The sequence below is a fragment of the Lysinibacillus sp. JNUCC 51 genome (assembly GCF_015999525.1).
In the GTDB taxonomy this organism is placed as follows: domain Bacteria; phylum Bacillota; class Bacilli; order Bacillales_A; family Planococcaceae; genus Lysinibacillus; species Lysinibacillus xylanilyticus.
In genome coordinates, this window is sequence record NZ_CP065545.1 from 129,614 (window position 1) to 149,090 (window position 19,477).

The following is a 19,477-nucleotide window of genomic DNA, read 5'->3' on the forward strand; positions in this document are numbered from 1 at the left end:
AACAGTGCAAAATTCAAGAGACATCCAAATTTATGGATGTCTCTTTTTCACGGTTTGTACAGCTTCTGATTTTGAAAGATAGCATATCATATTCAAAGTTCCAATATAAAAAGGATAAAACAAGAGCATTGCAAAAAGAATCAACCCTTGTACTGGCGCTGGCATATCTCCCTGGTAAGTGATCGGATACACATTTACAAATATTAAAATGAATAGCACTGTATAGGGCAGCCAAAAAACGGTTGTCCAATAGACTAATAAACGATGCGCTATCCATTTTAATGTCAGTTTATATAGTACAATGGTTGCTACAACAAAACCAACTCCATGCACAAGTAATACTATAATATCGAAATATTGACCTTCCCACCCCGTGAGTCTCACAATGCGATAATAATTTACTTGTATTTCAAGAGAAATAAAGAACATAAATCCATATAACATACTCACCACATTTAGTTTTAAAAAATAATTCATTCAAAACATCCTTATGCGTAAGAATGTAAACCTGCAATCACTAGATTTACAAAAACTTGATTAAACACGATAATGCCAAAACCAATAATCGCTAACCAAGCTGTCTTTTCCCCTTCCCAACCTTTGGAAAGTCGGAAATGAAGGAAAGCAGCATAAAATAAAAATGTTATAAGTGCCCACACTTCTTTAGGGTCCCAGCCCCAATACCTACTCCAAGCAATCTGTGCCCAAATCATGGCAAACAAAAGTCCACCTAAAGCAAACAACGGAAAACCTATAACAACAGCTCGATATGTAATTTCATCCATTAATGCTGGTTGTACACGGTTTGTTAATGGCTTTAATGAAACAATTAACGGTCTTCTCGTAATGAGGAAAATCACCGCATATAAAATCGTTCCAACGATAAATGCCCAAACGATTGAATTCAATTTCTTCGCATCAATCTTATTTGTAATCTGCAAAACGCCAACCTGATCCCCACTAGAAGTTACTGCATCTTTATTGACAATCAGCGGTGTCATCGTATAAATTGCTGTTTCTACCTTATCTAGCTTATTTTCAAATTGAACCTCAACTTTATCTGTTGCTAAGTTAAAATATGTTGCCACTCCGATAAAGCCAATCACGACAACTAAACAATACATAACAAATTCCAAGGCAACTGTACTAATCGAAAATTTAGAAACATCTAATGTTCTTAACAAATAAATAATACCAGTTGCGAACGAAATCGATAAAATAGCACTAGAAAATGCAACTGTCATAACATGAATCGTTAACCAATTGCTTTGCAAAGAAGGAACAAGTGGTGAAACCGTTTTTGTAAAAACGCTTCCATAACCGAGAATAATTAATGACACAGGGATAGTAAACAAGCCTACAACAATTTGCTTATATAAAAAATGAATGATCAAATAGCTACCAGTAAGCATGATGCCAAAGAACGTCATAAACTCATACATATTACTTACAGGTGCATGATCAACAGCAATCCACCTTAAAATGAAATAAACAAGCTGTAAAGTAAAAGCAATATATGTAAGTAGAAGCCCGACTTTTCCAAACATTTTTCCTTTTGATTTCACGGCAAGCCCAATCGGTATGATGGCGATTAATAATAAAATAAATGCAACAAACAACGAATTACTAGCTGTACTTAATAATGTTTCTTTACTCAATGCAAAATCCTCCAAAGTATTTTTTGGGAAACTTTATAAGTGTTCCCAATAAAAAGAACGTTATCCACTAAAATAAGTGCCGTCATTCCACTTTAATTAATTTTATTTTTTCTGAATTGTTACAACTTTATGACTAAAGGTGATTTAAGCAAATAGCGTAGCAACTAGACTTTCTCATTTCAAAAAAATAAACCATCTAAATTAGATGGTTAAATTACAAAAGTTGGCATGACTCTACCTAACATCTTACTAAAATTTGAAATAAAAGTCTATTTCTTTCTTGATGTCTATGTGACAATAAATATGCGCAAATGTTACATAACGTTATGTATGACAAATGGAGGTTAACGATGAAACAAAATATTTATGACCATCCGGAGTTTTTCCATCAATATCAAAGGCTACGTCAAGCACCAAATAACTATAATAACTTGCTTGAGCAACCAGCGTTAAAATCTTTGCTTCCTGATTTAAGTAATTTAAGGATGCTTGATATCGGTTGTGGAATGGGAGAATTCGCGTACTTTTGTATAGAAAATAACGCTCAGCATGTAACGGCTATTGATGTTTCAAAAAATATGCTGGAAATTGCTCAACGTGAACATGCCCATCTGCATATAGACTACTACTTGCAAGCAATAGAGGATTACGATGCAGCTCCTGACAGCTTTGACTGTATAACAAGCTCTCTTTCATTGCATTATATAAAGGATTTTAATGCTGTCATTGGTAAAATTGCTAGAATGCTTCGCCCTGGTAGCATTTTTGTTTTTTCTGTAGAGCATCCGATTGTTACAGCTCGTGAAACAAAGGAGGATAATTGGATTTATGACGACAACGGGATTATGAGCCATTACGCAATTGACAATTACCACGATGAGGGCTTGCGTGAGCAAACTTGGTTTGTTGATGGTGTTGTTAAATATCACCGTAGCATTTCTACAATCATCAATACATTAATCGCACATGACTTAACGATAGAAAAAATACTAGAACCGCTCCCTATTTCACAGGCCATTGAAAAACTACCTTCTTTAGAAAAAGAGCATCGTCGCCCTTCATTTTTATTAATACGAGCTAGAAAATAACGTTTCAAAGTTCCAAGTCTCGCAGGCTGTAATTCTGCGAGACTTAACTATTATCTATTTAAATTTCACATATATAATTTCTGGGTCACCTTCATCTAAGTTATCAATAAACCCACTTTTTATAAATCCCGCCTTTTCAAATACTTTATGCATACTAGTATTTGATTGGTTAGTAGAAGAAAAGATTTTTGGAGTCCTAGCCATTTCTATATAAAAATCTAATAATGCTGATGCAACTCCCCTTCCCCTTTCAGTTGGCTTAACAACAACTAATGAGATAAAGCTATTTTCAAAAAAGTCATTCGTAAAAATAAGAAAACCAGCAACCCCCTTTTCACTTATCTGAATGATACAACGCTTTTCGTTAATTGCAGTACGCAAATATTCCCTTCTCGAAAAATCCCCAATTACTTCTTGATCAATCCCACATATTTCATCTAAATGCTCCATATATGCTTCCAGCAATTGTGTCATTCTGTTCACCTCATTCTTTCATGGTTGTACGACGAAATATTTTTCTGAAGTACAGCATTTCTAATCAAATTTTTCTTTATCAATTTTACTAATGTGATAGCTCATTACCTTAATCTCACCCCTGAAACCCGTTGCCAACCTTCCTTCATCGACAAATCCACATTTTTTATAAAGTGACTGTGCGGCAGTATTCGGTTGATTAACCCCTAACACAAGCTCATTAATATTCGGAAAATGTTTCAAAACAAAGTCCGGCAAAAGCTGTAATGCCGCTTTAGCATAGCCTTTACCTTGTTCATAAAAGTCTGTCGAAAAGGCACGGATTAAAATCGACTGTTCATTAGAGGAATATGGTTTAACGCCCTCATTTTCATGCAATACAAAGAAGGTTACGAGCTTTTCTTCGTCTAATACAAGAACGGCATGACGATCTTTGTCCTGCTTTACTAGTTCAATGCTCGCTTTCGGAGACATCGTATAACGAAGCTGCTCCTCTGTGATAGTGTATTGATCAATTAAGTATTCATCATTTTCTTCATAAAATTTTAATCTCATCGAAGCTCTCCCTCTCATCTTTAGTACTCTTAATCTTCCTAATCAATCTCTACTTGATAAAATATGGATTGAAGTATGCATTTAATCACCCTTCTTTCTGCTTTAGTTTGATCTTGGGCATATCTCATCTTCTTGAAAATATATTGTATAAATTACAAATATAATGTATTCTAACATGATTTAGAAATTTATTTTAAGGTAGGTGGTAATTTTGGAACTATTAGAGAGAGCTTCAAAACGAAAAGTAACTGCCATGCGTATTCTAGAAGAATTAAAACTGATAGAAAAATGGAATACAATTGGACAAGCTTATGTTGTCGGCGCAACAGCATATGATTTACTTGTGGATCAAGATATCGATATCGAAACATTTTGTGTTCGCCCCAATGCAGAGGAAGCTATGTCGATATTATCGGATTTAACTAACAATCCGAAGGTTTTAGAATTAAAGTATCGAAATTATTTGGAAACACCATTTAATGGTTATTATTTTAAAATACAATATGAGCAAATGCCATCAGAAATTTGGAATATTGATATGTGGCTGTTTTCTGAATCACGGAATGGCCCTCTATCAAGAGATTTAGTACCGATAATGAATGATTCATTAACAATTGAGAGTAGAAAGTATATTTTAAATATCAAAGAAGAACTGCTTAAGAAATCCCTAGTACTTCCTTCGATTTATGTATATAGTGCAGTGTTAGACCACGATATTCAATGCACAGAGGATTTTCTAAATTGGATAGAGCAACAAGATGTAGATAACCAGACAAATTGGCGTCCTTCAAAAAACAATAAATAAAATTCGGGTTTTTCTTTTAATGTCTTTCATAAAGCTCTGTTCCGCCAGCCGTTTTGCTGGAGGCGTCCGATGATCATTCAAATAATAACTTATATTTTCCTATTCGATACCTGGTTAAAAATATTAGTTTCTACTAATTACCAAAAATGCTATTATAAAGTTATCTGATTTAAAGGAGTTGTGCATATGAGTGCGGAAAGTGCAGTAGATGTTTTGTTTATACAACAAATAATCCAAGGGGTGTAGAATCTAACTGCAGCCCTTGAACAAGGGAGAAAAAAATGGAAAATTATTTTAAAGAATTTCTTACAGGTCAATCTATTACTTTACAACAAATGACTTCCTCCGACTTAGAGGCATTTGTAAAAATTGAAAGTGAAAATAAATCGTTGCTCCTTGCCAATGACGAAATCCCCTTTCCAAATACCTTTGAGGATCATTCTGCATTCTTTCAAAGTATTAGTGGCAAAAAAGAGGAGTATATCTTCGGTATATTTGAAAAGTCGACTAATGAGCTTATCGGCTCCTGTGGTGTCTATGGTATCAACTGGCAAAACAGTACTTGCTTTGTAGGCATATCGATTGGTGAACAATGGCATGGTAAAGGATTGGGCACGGATGCAATGAAAACCCTCATACATTTTATTTTTAATTATATTGCTATTAATAAAGTTAAGCTTCAGGTTTTTAGCTTTAACAAAGGAGCTATTCGTTCCTATGAAAAATGCGGATTTACAAAAGAAGGTATTCTACGAAATGAGATTTTCCGCTTCGGCCAATTTCATGATGTAGTTTTATTTGGTCTATTACGAGAAGAATGGACTCAAATAGGATAAGTAATTTTCCACAGATGGAAATACGTTCGGATAAAGTTCTCGAAAAAATGACCCAAGGGGCTGCCAGTAGACAGCCCCTTTTTCTATTCTAATGATGCGATGATCTTAGGAACAAATACAAAAAGACCAGGATCTCAGCAATGAAGTGAGCCCTGGTCTTTTGCGAAAGTGAATCTTACTAATTTTTTGCTTAGTTTTAGATTCTATTAATATGTACGATTAAGTCGAAAAAAAGTTACAGAAATGATTAAAAAAAATTAAAAAATTATTTAAAGGACTTAAAAGTAATTCCTAAACTTATGTTTTATGGGCATTTTTAAATGCCTCAGATGAAGTTACAAATCAATTACGGCTTTGTACTTCCTTTGCAGGCATTTCATTTGGCGAATAATTGCCAGGTAAAGACCTTGTAACAGATGCAATGAAAACTATTATTCACTTTAATTTTATTTATGTTTTTATTAATGGCTGTTCCCTCAAAGATTGTTGCTTATGGATTGTCATCTAATTCACCCATTAGTTTAAATGCGATTCATCACAAATTCTTAGATATTCGCAATAAGAAGTGGATTACCTTATTTATTATTTTCCTCATATTATTCAGTAGTATTGAGTCTCAGTTGCTATAAGAATTATGAATAATAATAATAATAATAATAATAATAATAATAATAATAATAAGTAAAGTAAGTTGTTAAACCTCCTTTTTGGGGCGAGTTAACAGTGTAGTCTTTAATGCTACTAATGCTCTTCTGCATCAGCAAACTGATGTTAAAAGTACTAATGAATTTTTAACAAAACCTCCATTTATTAACTTTAAAGGTTATAATAAAGTGTAACAAAATACTAATTTCTAAGGAGAATTATAAATGAAAATTCAAACCAGTAATACATTAAATTATTTGAAAACAGAGGTTAATAAAAATATAAAAAATGAAAGTCTCTTAGATTTATTTGGAATTGAAAATATACATAAAGACGAAGAAGAAAAAAACAGCGAATCTAAACTTGAAATTAGATATGAAAATGGTTATATACGTAAATATATTGTGAAACCAAATGGACAAAGAGTACTTATTATGGAGGTTAAGCAAACCCAAGAAAACATGAAAGAGTCCGGAGATTTAAATGATATATTGATGCGACAGCTTGAAAAGCTATCTAAACCCCAAAAATACGAACAGAATACTTCTATTTTAGATAAAGAAAAAAATATTTCTAAATATAAATCATGTATTTGAGGACATCAATATAAACCATGATTAGAAATGATTATTAATTTGCGTGAAGGTTTAACATCTCACTACTTAAAGGGCTACAGGCGGCTTCTTATATCAAAAATTATGTAACGCCTAACGGGATTCAAACTGCACATTTTCTTTCAGATATTCATTCAACATAGCGATATGTGTGGGATGTTTAAAACAGCAAATTGTTGAACTAAATTGCCTCGTTAGTTCAATAAAGAAAAAAGAGCTGCATATGCAACTCAATGATCTTCAAGAAAAGCACCCGTTACTTTAAGTACATTTATTCACAAACTTAGCTGTTGATTTGGGATGAAGTTTGATCAAAATAGAATTACAAACACTGGATCTAAAACATAAGAAAAGCTCACATTTTGAAAAAAGATTAATTAAAATGTGAGTTCAATTTATTATTAGATGATCACTTCTTTTAAAAAAAGTTCGACTATTTTCTTAGTACTTTCTTGTTGAACTTATGTCCTTATGAAAGTACAATTCACTCTCTTTTTTTTGGTTGCATTCTTAAATAATGAAGTAACTCCCTTGATGCAAACTCAACAAACCCACTGATAAAATCTAACTTATCTTCTGCCAAAAAAGGGGTATACCCTTGAGGATTCCCCACATATCCTTTTGGGACAATTCCCTTTGCTCTTTCTCCTCCTTCATGCCATTGCTCTATTTCCTCTTTGTTCAATAGCTTAGGGGATAGTTCCTTGATTTTTTCTCCTCTCACCAAATCAGGGAAATTTTTCAAGAACCGTGCTGTCCCCTGCGCTCCTGCATGAAAATCAGGATAACTCGGAGGAGGTTCAAATGAACCAAAGGAGAAATCGATTTCAAAAATCAAAAATTCTTCTTGATCTTTTGTAATTCCTAACTGATTCGCTAACAAATTAGCAATAACCGAACGAACATCAATTTTTAGTGTTTGCCTTGTCTTTTTAATAGCTCCTAACAGCGCATCACCATGCTGTTGATCTCCGTGTACATCAATGACAAATATATGTTTCGCTCCCCATCTGTAAAGAGATTCCCACATATCGAATAAGACTGCCTGTACCGTCTCCTTTCTTGACGTGAAAGAACCAGGAAATGCACCAGTAATATGATTTACACCAAAGTAGTAAGGAGGTGCTATTATAGATGAAATGTTCTCTTTTTCTAACCTTTTTTTTATATAACGACAAATATAATGACTCTCGTAAATATCAACCCCTGTAGGCAGGTGAGGCCCCTGTTGTTCAATCACACCAGTCGGTGACAGTACCACTGCACCTTTTTGTAATGCCTCTTCAATTTCAAGCCAAGTCATATCAGCAACAGTATCTTTAAAAATAGAATACATGGATTCTCCCCATTTCTTTTATTTGAAATAAGTTATATTACTTAAGCTAAGTAAATGAAATATACAGGTAGAAATTCGCCTTCTAAAATCATTATTCCTGTTGCATGCCCTGTTCGTATTTGCTTTCTCCCCTTTGTGTTTATCTTTTTATTTCTATACTATCTTTGAATACTCTATTTTTCGTTAAACTGCACCGTTAGTTTAATAAAGAAGATATTACGAATTAAATTTGTACTTCGCACATTAAAGCATGTGTATTTCCATCAGTATCTTTAAAGAAAGCCATCCACGTTTCTGTATTTCCCATTTTCGCAACGACATGTGGTTGGTCGATAAAGGACACTCCCTTTTCAAGCAATTCTTCGAAGGTTTTTATTATATCTTCGACCTGAAAATAGATAACAGAACTCGAATTTGCAAATTCTTCTTTTTCAGGAAGTGAAAGAAGAAGTCGTTGCCCATTACATTCAAAAAATGCCATACTTTCTGTACTAAAAAGAAGGGTTAACCCTAATACTTCTTTATAAAATTCAATTGCATTTTCTACATTCTTTATTGGTATTCCAATTTGTCCAATTTTTCGAATTACATTAGTTTCCATTATTATTCCTCCATTCATTTCATCTTACTTTTGAAAACCTATATGTAAGCCAAATAGTAAGAGCCACTATCCTATCTATTCTATTTAATCTGAATATTCTCCTTCTTCAACTATTCTCACCTTTAGTTCAATTAAAATAGAGCTGCAAATGTTCTTCGAGTAAAGCACCTGATTAGTTTAAGTGCAATTTTTCACAAATTCTTAGGTATTCGCAATTAAAAGCGGATCACACCATATTTATTAATTTACTCATATCGTTCATTAAAGTTACATGCATATCTGATATTCGAAGTCCAATCTCACACTTACTATTAGCATTTAATGACTTCAGTCCAGAAACTATTCTTTACTCCACCTTCCTTTTTGTCCAAACAACTGTATTCGATATGAATAAAATATTGAATAGAAGAGGAGGTGAATATAAAATGGCATCATTTGAAATTGGAGCGAGAAGTCTTTTCAATTTTCGAAACGAACGCTTTTTCCTATTAGTTGAAGATGAAATTACTATTCCAGCTCAAGGTGTGGAGATTGATCCAGTTAATATCTATGAGATTGACCAACAAACTTTCAATTTTATCAGAGATGAAGGAGATACACCTGTAATTCGACCAGTTATTAAACTTCCCACTGTACCACCTGGATTTAAATTAGAACGAAAATGTATTTTTACAGTTGATAATGCATACTACGTAATTTATGATTTAGAAAATGGAACAGATAACAATGTTTTATTAAGAATCGGTGCAGCTTTATTTAACTCCTTGAGAAATTCTGGTGTTCGTGAATGTGTTCCTCAAAATTTCATTAATTAATAAAAAATCCAACCTTCAGTAAAATTATTATCATCATATTTAAAGTAATGTTCAGCAAGATTTCTCTTTCCTTGCTGAACATTTTCTTTCAGATATTCATTCAATGTAGTGATGGAATTTAAAATTCTTCATTGGTAAATCTGTTTAAAGTAACCTTCTTCTTCAACTAAACTGTTCTGTTCGTATTATAAGGTCAGCCAGATATTTAATATGTACCCTTTGTAAAGGACATTTTAAAAAAGGTTAGGCAACTTTCTGAAGCTGCTGTCTGTATTTTGCAGGCGGCAGCTTATTTAAATTCCATTGCCCTCGATAATGATTGTAGTAAATCATATAACTCTTAATTTCTTTCTTTACTTCTTCTATCGTTTCACATGCTCTAATAGTTGTTTCATCTTTAAAATGTCCAAAGAATGATTCTTGTGGCGCATTATCCCAACAATTTCCTCGACGTGACATGGACTGCCCCAAGCCAATTTTCTTTACTAAGGCTTGGAACTTTGGATTAGTATAGTGGAAACCTTGATCCGAATGGATAAAGGCATCTTCCCTTAAATGGCGATGCTTCTTCAATTTATGTAACGTGTTGAGCGCAATTTCTATACTCAACGTAGAAGATACTTCATAAGCTAAAATTTCATTTGTTTCAGCGTCTTTTATCGTTGATAAATAAGCACGTTGACCACCGCCATATGTTAAATATGTGATATCGGTTAGTAATACTTTCCCTGCTACACCTTGCTTGAAGTTACGGTCTAATTTGTTAGGACATGTGCGATGTTCCTTTGTTGCTTTTGCCATACGACGTGCTGGATTCGCTTTTCGAATAGGGCAAACAATATTAAATTTCTTCATAATGCGACGGATACGCTTGAGGTTGTACGTAATTTCATATTGGTTTTCGAGTGTCATTTTTATTTGACGTGCACCTTTCTTTCGTCCTCGGAAATGAAAGGCCTTCAAAATAACTTCTTTTACCACTTCATCTGCTTCATTCTGTTTTTGACGAGTTAAGACAGCTTCTTCACTAAAATAGCGATAGTAGCCTGAGCGTGAAACATTTGCGATTGCACAAAGATATCCTATCATTCGTTTTAATTGATATTTTTCAATTATTTGATGGATTAATTCAAATTTTTGTGCAGTACTTATTTTGATTTCTTCCTCATCAGCTGCCTTTCGAGTTGATCTAGCTTTTTTAAAAGTTCGTTTTCTGCTTCTAATAATTTCATCTTCGCCTCTAAGCGAACGTATTTTTCTTCTAAACTTAATTCACGCTCTAAAGGGCGACCTGAAGCATGTTTTCTGGCATCTTCTAAACCCGATAACCCATGCTCTTTATAAGCCATACGCCAACGATTCGAAGCTCTCCGAATACGCGCTGGACCAAGGGCTTCAATATCAAAACCTGCCTCAAGGAAAATTTCACTTGGATATTTTCCTTTATCGTATTCATCAATAAAAAATTCTTTAAATTCATCTGTATAAGTAATGGCTTTTGCGCTTACCGTTTTAACGTATGGATTTAATTTTAATTGCGCCTGTTGTTGTTTCGAAAGTAAATTTTTAGTCATACTATTAACCACCGCTCGTTTTTTCTTCATTATAAAACAAAAATACCCTATAAGATGACCTTTTTGAAAGTGTCTATCTTATAGGGTACATATTAATTTCTGGTTGATCATTTTTTATTTGGTTTTATTATAGCAGTAGCCAGGGTAGAACGTAACTGCTCGTGGGGCTTGACCCCGTCAACTAAACCGTTCGCCCCCTACTTGCAGAAACATGATTGAGGCTGGTTGGGACTTAGATCTCGTATAACAAGCGAAGCTATGACACTGCATGGAGGATTAGGGGTAACTGGCAAACTATGATTCTAGGAGGAGATTAATAATGAATCCAGTCGTTGGTCTGGATATTTCAAAAGGAAAAAGCCAGGTTCAAGCATTCTTAGATAAAGGCAAACCATATCGTAAAAGTTTTAAGGTGACTCATACTTTAGAAGGTCTTAATGACCTTGTAATATTTTTAGAGGATGTAAAAAACGAGGCTGGTATGAAGCCTACAATCATTTTAGAAGCCACAGGACACTATGGTGCTCCTGTCATACATCATTTAGAAGAACGAGGATATTTATTGATTATTATTAATCCGTTAATTTCATATAAGGCAAGAGGATCGAGTTTGAGAAAAGTAAAAACGGATGCCATTGATGCCTATCTTCTTTGTGAATTGTTCTATAAAGAGGAATTAGAGCCATATAAAAAGCGTGGCGTTCAGTTATTAAATCTTCGTAACCTTACAAGACAACATGAAAATATAACTGGCGTAATGATTCAAACTAAGTTGCAATTTCAGGCAGTCCTTGAACAGGTATTTCCTGAATATAAAGGGGTTTTCGGAGATTTATATTCTAATGTTTCACTATTAACTCTTTCAGAGTTCCCTTCTTCAGAAGATATTTTGAAAGCAAGTGAAGAATCCATTACAGACAAAATATATGAATTATGTAAGAGTAGGTCCATTAGATGGGCAAATGAAAAAGCTTTACAACTTAAAGCAGCTGCAGCTCGTAATCCTTTTGAAAAAACAGTTTACCAGAGTCATATTTTAAGTCTTGATATGTATATAAAGATCCTTCTTCAATACAAAGAGCATCTATCAAAGTTAGAGTCAGAAATAGATGCCCTCGCTAAAGAAATTGAAGAATATAGTATTATCAAATCTATCCCAGGTATCGGTGAAAAGATCGCTGCAACGATTATTTCTGAGATTGGTGAAATAGATCGATTTAATAATCCTAAAAAGCTTGTGGCTTTCGCTGGAGTTGACCCAAGTGTTTTCGAATCAGGTAAATTTTCAGCGACCAAGAATCGAATTACAAAACGAGGTTCAAGTAGACTTCGTCATGCATTGTTTATGGCTGTTCGTTGTGCAATACGGGATTGCAGAAAAACTAAAACAGACGATACAATCATTCCTCGAAACAAGAAAATACGTGAATTTTATGATAAAAAACGTGAAGAAGGAAAACCTTTTAAAGTAGCGATAATAGCTTGTGTTAATAAACTCTTACATTGGATTTTTGCCTTATTAAAAAACAAAACTACGTACCAAGATTTAGCTTGATAAGTAGGTACAACTAAATCAAACAAAACCTTCCAAATACAAACTTTAGGACGGTTATTTGTCATGCACTTTTTTAGTATAGCATGTGCCTATTAAACTTTTAACAGAAAATTATTGACAAACTATTAGCTGGTTTAGTTGAAGAACAATAATCTTTTCGAAAATAGCTTATTAATAAACTTCAGGTTTTTAATTTATAAAAGGTGCTATTCGTTCCTATGAAAAATGTGGCTTTAACGAAATAAGATTTTCCACTTCGGCCACTTTCTCGATAAAATGAACCAAGGGGTTGTCAGTAGACAGCCCCTTCCTCTATTCTTGCCAAATTCTTTGAACATCACGTAACACCAAATGCTGAAATGTTAGTTGATACACATCGGGCATTGATAGTTTTTTCCAAAATGAGAAATCATACTTTGGATCAAAATATTGCATTAATAAGGCCATTACATTGCCATGTGTACCAATCACTATATTGTCATTTGGATGTGCAAGTATAATATTTTGCAAGGTAGTAATAGCTCGTTGCATTGCGATTTCATTTGATTCTCCACCCTCAAATGCGAAATTTGGATGACTCCATACTTGTCGAATCGCAGCGTCAAAATCAAGTATAGTTTCAGTAGATAATATTCTCTCCTTCAAAGAATCAATCGTATTTATCTGTAATTTATGTTCTTGTGCAATGCCTTCCACCGTCTGAACGGCTCTATTATATGGACTTGAATAGATTGTATGGATTATTTTATTTTTAAATAAATTTGTTACACGATCCCTATCCTCAAACCCTTTGTCAGAAAGTGGACGATTATACTCATCCGCTGTAAAGTGTGAATGAGCGTGTCTTACAAAATATATTACGGTCATTAATATCGCCTCTACTATTTTTCAGATTTTGCCTTCTTTTCTTTCATATAATTGTATAAATCAACCTTCCACATTCCATCCTCTTTAAATAAGGGATATATCTTGCAATAGTGTGCGCTTCCAAAAATTATCTCCAAATGAACAATTGCTATACTTTCGGTGCTAGAATCTTTATCTAAAGAAATTCTATCATAGTATCTGTACATTAAATAATTCTGTATATCTTCATCTAATAAATAATCTATATACTCTGCTATAAAGGTTTGCTTATCTGGAAGCTCATTGTTATTGTAGGTAATTGCATATAGTTTATCGAAATTATTCTCAAATATTAAATTCATCATAATTAACACCATTTCCTCTGGTGTAAAAGTCTTTAAATTATTAATATTCCCGTTGCTTAAGAATTCTTCATATAATTTTCTTTTTTCCTCGGTTAGTTCCTCTAAATATGTAAAATCATAATTTCTATTAATGACGGGAGTTGTCGATTTAGACTCTTCCACATGTTGAATGGTATGGCTAGAAACTGCAGTAGATTCTTCTGATTTTGTTTTCACTTCTGAACATGCTATTAATATTAAACTAGAAACGACAAAAACGCTTAATATTGATAATTTTAACTTCAACACGGTATACCTCCTCCCTATCATTTAATAGACTCATAAACTAATTTATCCATCATTCTGTATATTTCGAAAATTCTCAACATTATAAACCAGAAAGAAATCTCCTCAATAACAAACAACAAAAAAGTATATTTGATAAATTGCGACAAGAAAATAAAGTCCATTAAAATACCGGTCAATACATGCATTAATATTTATAGTAAAAAAGTTACTAATCTATTAAATATCTCCCTAAATACTTTATAAAATCAAGTCAAAAAAAAACCCTAAAAATCTAATGTATAGGGCTATATAACATATTGATAATACAATATTAGTAATATAAATAGGTCTAAATAGCTAACAAGACCATTCTTTAATATTTTCCATTATATAAGTATATATATCTTTTTCTATGACTAAATTACGAATTTCTCAACCTATACACAATGTGACATATTTTTTATTTTAGGTGAGATACAATGAAAAAGTTGAATCGAGGTCAATGTATTTCAAGAATATGGAGAAAAAATTATAGGGGGAAAAGATTTTGGTTAAGATATCGTTTAAACAATTCTTGAAGATGGAGATTGAAAATAAAAGGAAAGATATGTATAAAAAGGCTATGGATTTAGGTTTCACCCATCCTAGCGTGGTAGATTGTAGTCAAGAATTAGATGTCCTACTAAATAAATATTCAAAAGCTATCAATAAAGCTAGCTAAAATTATTTTCGACGATCCGTCTAGTTTTATTCTGTATATAAGGTTTTGGTTATAAAAATCGCACCAATTCCTTTTGCCGTTGTAAAGATACGTATAAATAACATAAAAATGGGATAACTTCTTTATGACAGGAAAAAGGAGGTCGAAAAATGCAGGTATTTTTTTTATCATTGGTCGTTTCAAGCTTTTTATTACAGCAGCCTCAAGATTCAGTAGAAAATACAGCACCGGTTCTTTGCATACCTTCTGGAACTACATCTTATAAATATCCTAATAATCAATATCAGACATTTCGTACTGAGAGTGATTTCTATCATCAATTAGATAGGGCAATCTATGAGGAATATAACGATGCTACCTTAAACATTCGTCAAAAAATAGCCTTTAAGGACGTACCAAAGGCTGAAGAAACATTTCATCTAAAAACAAATTTTATAAGTGAAAAAATAGACCTCTCTCAACATACTTTTATTCATCCCAATCGACAAGTATATTTTTTAGCATCCTTTAAGCAAAATAATCAGGAGACTTATCATAAATACCTGGTTATTGACGCAGAGACCCAAACTATCCTATTAGGAAATAGTAATTATCAAAGTAATACTATCAATTAAATCTATTTTGTTTGTTGTTTAATTTAGTGTATGCTTGAAAATTGAATTATAGTAGCAAAATCGATGAAAAAATCAACATTTTTTTAGTAAATTTTGCAAATATATATATCATTACATTTATATCAATCATTTTTTCAGCTCGCCTCTAGAGGGAAATGACTTCCTTCTAGCGGCGAGCTGAATTGTTTAATCCCCTTTTTAAGATAAAGCTTTTTGCTGTATTTCTTGCTTTATTTCCTCTATGAACTGTTGCAACGGTTTTTCAATTAATGCTTGTTGACCGTATTTACGAACAGTGACATGTTGATTATCCCTTTCTTTATCACCAAGCACTAAAATATAAGGTATTTTTTTCATTTGAGCTTCACGAATTTTTTTACCTAGCTTTTCTTGTCGATCGTCAATACTTACACGGATTTGTTCTTTTTGTAAAGCATCAACTACTTGTTGTACATATCCTTGATGATTATCTGCAACCCCAATTACTTTAACTTGTTGAGGTGCAAGCCACGTTGGGAATGCCCCTCCAAAATGCTCAATCAATATACCTAAGAAGCGATCAAGAGAACCGAATACCGCTCGATGAATAACTACAGGTCTTACTTTTTCATTCTGTTCATTGATATAAGTTAAATCGAATTTCTCAGGAAGTTGAAAATCGAGCTGCACTGTTGCACATTGATGACTACGATGAATGGCATCTTTAATATGAATATCAATTTTTGGGCCATAAAATGCGCCGTCACCTTCATTAATTGTAAAAGGAACACCTAGATTAATTAGTACGTTTTCTAACGCTTCTTCTGCTTGATTCCAAAGGTCAATATCACCCATATAATCAACTGGACGTGTTGATAATTCAATTTCGTATTGGAAGCCAAAAACCTTATAAACCTCATCAATTATTTTCAGTGCGAGTGCAATTTCATCTTCAATTTGCTGTGGAGTTACAAAAATATGTGCATCGTCCTGACAAAAAGTACGAACTCGTAATAGGCCATTTAATGCGCCACTAAATTCATGTCGATGAACTTGACCAAACTCAGCCATACGAATCGGTAAATCTCTATACGAATGTAAATCATTTTTAAAAATCAACATATGTCCAGGGCAGTTCATCGGCTTTAATGCGAAGCTTTGATCGTCTACTTGTGTAAAGTACATATTGTCTTTATAGTGATCCCAATGTCCCGACTGCTCCCATAAACGTTGGTTCATCATCAATGGTGTCCGTACTTCTTGGTAATCAAATTTTGCTTGTAAATGACGTAAATAAGACTCCAATTCATTACGAATAATTTGACCATTTGCCAAATAAAATGGCATCCCTGGTGCTTCTTCTGAAAACATAAATAACTCTAGTTCTTTTCCTAGCTTTCGATGATTCCGCTTCTCCGCTTCTTCTAAGAAAACAAAGTATTCCTCAAGTTCTTTTTTTGAGGCAAAAGTTACACCGTATATACGCTGAAGCATTTGATTATTGCTATCTCCACGCCAGTAAGCTCCTGACACACTCATTAATTTATAATGTTGTAATTTACCTGTAGAAGATACATGAGGCCCACGACATAGATCATAAAAATCTCCTTGTTCATAAACTGTCACAACTTCTTGTTCAGGAATATCCTCTAATAACTCTAGCTTTAGCGCATCATGAGCAAATAGCTGTTGTGCATCTGCTCTTGTTACTTCTTTACGCTGTATTTGTATATTTTCATGCACAATTTGCTTCATCATTTTTTCAATTTGTTGTAAATCACTAGGTACTAATGAATGCGCAATATCGATATCATAATAAAACCCATTTTCTATTACTGGCCCAACCCCCAATTTAGCTTCAGGGTATAAGCGCTTAATTGCTTGGGCTAACAAATGAGCTGTTGAATGACGTATCACCTGAATTCCTTCTTCTGAGTTAGCATCATACAGGGAAATTTGTGTATCTTCCAAAATCGGGCGCGTCAAATCAATGATGGTTCCGTTGACACTCCCTACGATTGCTTTTTTGCGTAAAGCTGGGCTAATCGCTTGTGCAATGTCGGTTAGTGTAACACCTTTTGAAAATGTTTGTTGTTTACCATCTGGAAAATGAATGTTAATAAATTGATTTGACATGTTCTCTACTCCTTTTAAAATAAATTAGGTAATTGAAGATAAAAAAAAACACATATTCGCCCCATAAAGGGACGAGTATGTGTTGATTACCCGTGGTTCCACCCAAATTCCCACTAGATGCACTAGTGGCTCATTGTTCTGCAGTAACGTTGCATAAACGGTGCAAGTTTCCAAGCACTGCTCGAAGGTAGTAAGATTTGCTAGCTGCATTAGGAAGCTTCCAGCCATGGCCTCCCTCTCTGTAAATCGCTTATACAAACTCGTGTCCTTGTCATCGCCAATTTCATTGCTTTGTGAAATTGTTATTTACTGTAACAAATGCTCCAATACTTGTCAATGTTCGAAAATTATTTTTTATGAAACAATTTTGACTCTATTCCTAAATTTGCACTTACGGCATATTCTACTCTTTGCAGGAAAGTTGCTATATAATCGCAATCCGTAAGCTAGTATTCACCCACTTCGTACTTCTAAAGTCTCATTGTATGAATGCCATCTAATGTGAATAATTGGGGCAGCATCCCTTTTAAAAATTTTTGCACTTTCTTTTTTCTTTAAGACAAACTGCTTATCCATATTCACACGGACGTCATCGAAAGTTTTAGATTCATTGGACCCTTCTATCGTAATTTGTAAATCACCTAAATCTTTCTCTTCTCCTAGATAAAATAGTTGTAAGCCCTCTTCGGTATTACTATGATATACAGCCTTCCAATGTTCACTTTTCGCTATGTAATGTACCTCTCCTTGTTGATTCGTACTACAGGCAACTAATACAAACATCATCAAAATTAGGAAGCATAATTTTTTCATTAAATATCGATTTTCCTTCCCTTGAAAGTTATCATGTTAATATCCTCTCTATCCTTCTTAATTCCTAGAAAAAGCTGTTCTCCTTAAGTCATAAATTGTGTAAACCAAGCAACATATTTTGCTCCAGGTATAAATAATAGCTGTGCTAAGCAAGTACCTAGTAGCCTTGAACCCATCATCATAACAGAAGCTCGTTTAAGACTGAAGTAGCTACCTCTCTGATTGATGACATCATCTGCCAAAATAGAAATTTTAGGGTCAATAAATATAATTAGTAACATCGTTGCCACACCATTTATAAGTCCTGATGCCATTACAGCAGTTGTTGATCTTTCAGGAACTAACAGAGATGCGTAAAGTGCAGACAGGACACCAATTGTATAGATGGCCGTTATCACGATATTAACGATAAATAATTTTATGGGGATATCACGCCAGCTAATCCCCTTTAAGTATGTAAAGCTTGGCATATGAATATGTTTTATTCCCCTTTTGAAATACTCAATACTAAATCCTTTTTTGAATAATGCTGGTATAGAACCTTTTTCCTCAGATAAATGAATAATAGCTCTTGAAAATATCGCCACAAATGTCGGCAATAGTAGAATGCCTACGATTGTACCTAATGAAGCGGCGCCAATAAGTACTCGGAACTGCTGCTCCACAAATTCCAGAGTGTTTTCTTTTGGTGCTGTGTCAGTCAAACTACCGGTAAATGGCTGCTGCATCATATTTGCAAGCCTTGAAACCATGACCATCACATTAAACAATGATAATGCAGAGGCTAATAATTTTACACGAGCACCCGATAATCGAACTGCATACGCAAGTGTTTCTATCGAATGAATGATGAGAATAAATAAAGCTATCATTATTAATTTATCTGTTAAAATATCCAAATTCTATTACCTTCTTTTCGATTGTTAATTAGTAATCTTTTGATCCATGCTCATACATATACTACCCATCCTTCGTTATGAATTATTACACATAAAAACAGGGGTGTAATTTCTTTAGTGCCTACATTAAAAGGGTTTTCCCCATATAGATTTGATATATTTTCGACCTTCTGGGCATCTTGATTATTTCTCCTTTATTCTCCTTTTCCCAAGGTTGGCCTATTTAGTAACGAGTACAGCAAAGGCACTCCATCCTTTTAATATTCTACGAAATTTACTTG

The 19,477-nt window shown here is 33.6% G+C and carries 21 protein-coding genes; 8 read left to right on the forward strand and 13 right to left on the reverse strand.

The genetic code is table 11. From position 1 onward, the window contains the following. Positions 1 to 30: 30 nt before the first annotated feature. Positions 31 to 477 carry a hypothetical protein gene (locus JNUCC51_RS00820; RefSeq protein ID WP_337990388.1) on the reverse strand — a complete coding sequence of 149 codons (447 nt, stop codon included), beginning with the start codon at positions 475 to 477 and terminating at the stop codon, positions 31 to 33. 11 nt (positions 478 to 488) lie between these two features. Continuing rightward, on the reverse strand, positions 489 to 1,658 hold the full coding sequence (gene ccsB, locus JNUCC51_RS00825) for a c-type cytochrome biogenesis protein CcsB (RefSeq protein WP_337990389.1): 1,170 nt from the start codon (positions 1,656 to 1,658) through the stop codon (positions 489 to 491). A 350-nt stretch (positions 1,659 to 2,008) separates the two neighbouring features. Between ccsB and JNUCC51_RS00830 the strand changes: the two genes are divergently transcribed. Beyond that, complete coding sequence (locus JNUCC51_RS00830; protein ID WP_337990390.1) at positions 2,009 to 2,746, forward strand: class I SAM-dependent methyltransferase; 738 nt, start codon at positions 2,009 to 2,011, stop codon at positions 2,744 to 2,746. Between the two features lie 54 nt (positions 2,747 to 2,800). Here the strand turns inward: JNUCC51_RS00830 and JNUCC51_RS00835 are convergent, their stop codons facing one another. Together JNUCC51_RS00835 and JNUCC51_RS00840 are read right to left on the reverse strand one after the other, a co-directional pair. Next, positions 2,801 to 3,196, reverse strand: a complete 396-nt coding sequence (locus JNUCC51_RS00835; RefSeq protein ID WP_337990391.1) for a GNAT family N-acetyltransferase — start codon at positions 3,194 to 3,196, stop codon at positions 2,801 to 2,803. Between the two features lie 84 nt (positions 3,197 to 3,280). Continuing rightward, a complete protein-coding gene (locus tag JNUCC51_RS00840) occupies positions 3,281 to 3,775 on the reverse strand; it encodes a GNAT family N-acetyltransferase (RefSeq protein ID WP_337990392.1) in 495 nt (164 codons plus the stop codon). Between the two features lie 211 nt (positions 3,776 to 3,986). Between JNUCC51_RS00840 and JNUCC51_RS00845 the strand changes: the two genes are divergently transcribed. The 3 genes from JNUCC51_RS00845 (at position 3,987) to JNUCC51_RS00855 (ending at position 6,657) form a co-directional block, all read left to right on the forward strand. Next, on the forward strand, positions 3,987 to 4,580 hold the full coding sequence (locus JNUCC51_RS00845) for a hypothetical protein (protein ID WP_337990393.1): 594 nt from the start codon (positions 3,987 to 3,989) through the stop codon (positions 4,578 to 4,580). 281 nt (positions 4,581 to 4,861) lie between these two features. Next, positions 4,862 to 5,416, forward strand: coding sequence for a GNAT family N-acetyltransferase (locus JNUCC51_RS00850; RefSeq protein WP_337990394.1), 555 nt, complete (start codon positions 4,862 to 4,864; stop codon positions 5,414 to 5,416). A gap of 869 nt (positions 5,417 to 6,285) precedes the next feature. Next, the gene (locus JNUCC51_RS00855) at positions 6,286 to 6,657 is read left to right on the forward strand and encodes a hypothetical protein (RefSeq protein ID WP_337990395.1); all 372 of its coding nucleotides are present in this window, start codon (positions 6,286 to 6,288) and stop codon (positions 6,655 to 6,657) included. 502 nt (positions 6,658 to 7,159) lie between these two features. On the opposite strand, the gene JNUCC51_RS00860 is transcribed toward JNUCC51_RS00855, so the two are convergent. Next, positions 7,160 to 8,011, reverse strand: coding sequence for a creatininase family protein (locus tag JNUCC51_RS00860; RefSeq protein WP_337990396.1), 852 nt, complete (start codon positions 8,009 to 8,011; stop codon positions 7,160 to 7,162). Between the two features lie 223 nt (positions 8,012 to 8,234). Further along, complete coding sequence (locus JNUCC51_RS00865; protein ID WP_337990397.1) at positions 8,235 to 8,612, reverse strand: VOC family protein; 378 nt, start codon at positions 8,610 to 8,612, stop codon at positions 8,235 to 8,237. Between the two features lie 425 nt (positions 8,613 to 9,037). On the opposite strand from JNUCC51_RS00865, the gene JNUCC51_RS00870 reads away from it, so the two are divergent. After that, entirely contained in the window at positions 9,038 to 9,427 is a 390-nt protein-coding gene (locus tag JNUCC51_RS00870) for a spore coat protein (protein WP_337990398.1), read from the forward strand. Positions 9,428 to 9,670: 243 nt separating this feature from the next. Here the strand turns inward: JNUCC51_RS00870 and JNUCC51_RS00875 are convergent, their stop codons facing one another. Then, the gene (locus tag JNUCC51_RS00875; RefSeq protein WP_337992168.1) at positions 9,671 to 10,681 is read right to left on the reverse strand and encodes an IS3 family transposase; all 1,011 of its coding nucleotides are present in this window, start codon (positions 10,679 to 10,681) and stop codon (positions 9,671 to 9,673) included. Then, entirely contained in the window at positions 10,576 to 11,001 is a 426-nt protein-coding gene (locus JNUCC51_RS00880) for an HTH domain-containing protein (protein WP_337988614.1), read from the reverse strand. Before JNUCC51_RS00880 ends, JNUCC51_RS00875 begins: the two co-directional genes overlap by 106 nt. A 319-nt stretch (positions 11,002 to 11,320) precedes the next feature. On the opposite strand from JNUCC51_RS00880, the gene JNUCC51_RS00885 reads away from it, so the two are divergent. Next, positions 11,321 to 12,556 carry an IS110 family RNA-guided transposase gene (locus JNUCC51_RS00885; RefSeq protein WP_337988372.1) on the forward strand — a complete coding sequence of 412 codons (1,236 nt, stop codon included), beginning with the start codon at positions 11,321 to 11,323 and terminating at the stop codon, positions 12,554 to 12,556. Positions 12,557 to 12,868: 312 nt separating this feature from the next. Here the strand turns inward: JNUCC51_RS00885 and JNUCC51_RS00890 are convergent, their stop codons facing one another. Both JNUCC51_RS00890 and JNUCC51_RS00895 read right to left on the reverse strand, forming a co-directional pair. Beyond that, positions 12,869 to 13,423 carry a histidine phosphatase family protein gene (locus JNUCC51_RS00890; RefSeq protein WP_337990399.1) on the reverse strand — a complete coding sequence of 185 codons (555 nt, stop codon included), beginning with the start codon at positions 13,421 to 13,423 and terminating at the stop codon, positions 12,869 to 12,871. Between the two features lie 14 nt (positions 13,424 to 13,437). After that, entirely contained in the window at positions 13,438 to 14,052 is a 615-nt protein-coding gene (locus JNUCC51_RS00895; protein ID WP_337990400.1) for a hypothetical protein, read from the reverse strand. Positions 14,053 to 14,614: 562 nt separating this feature from the next. Here JNUCC51_RS00895 and JNUCC51_RS00900 point away from each other — a divergent pair. Both JNUCC51_RS00900 and JNUCC51_RS00905 read left to right on the forward strand, forming a co-directional pair. Then, entirely contained in the window at positions 14,615 to 14,755 is a 141-nt protein-coding gene (locus tag JNUCC51_RS00900; RefSeq protein WP_198516187.1) for an aspartyl-phosphate phosphatase Spo0E family protein, read from the forward strand. A gap of 149 nt (positions 14,756 to 14,904) precedes the next feature. Then, the gene (locus tag JNUCC51_RS00905) at positions 14,905 to 15,369 is read left to right on the forward strand and encodes a hypothetical protein (RefSeq protein WP_337990401.1); all 465 of its coding nucleotides are present in this window, start codon (positions 14,905 to 14,907) and stop codon (positions 15,367 to 15,369) included. A 198-nt stretch (positions 15,370 to 15,567) separates the two neighbouring features. Here JNUCC51_RS00905 and thrS read toward each other — a convergent pair whose 3' ends face one another. The 3 genes from thrS to JNUCC51_RS00920 form a co-directional block, all read right to left on the reverse strand. After that, on the reverse strand, positions 15,568 to 17,484 hold the full coding sequence (gene thrS, locus JNUCC51_RS00910; protein WP_337990402.1) for a threonine--tRNA ligase: 1,917 nt from the start codon (positions 17,482 to 17,484) through the stop codon (positions 15,568 to 15,570). Positions 17,485 to 17,937: 453 nt separating this feature from the next. Next, positions 17,938 to 18,297, reverse strand: a complete 360-nt coding sequence (locus JNUCC51_RS00915; protein WP_337990403.1) for a hypothetical protein — start codon at positions 18,295 to 18,297, stop codon at positions 17,938 to 17,940. Between the two features lie 83 nt (positions 18,298 to 18,380). Further along, positions 18,381 to 19,169, reverse strand: coding sequence for a lipid II flippase Amj family protein (locus JNUCC51_RS00920; RefSeq protein WP_337992169.1), 789 nt, complete (start codon positions 19,167 to 19,169; stop codon positions 18,381 to 18,383). Positions 19,170 to 19,477: the final 308 nt, after the last annotated feature.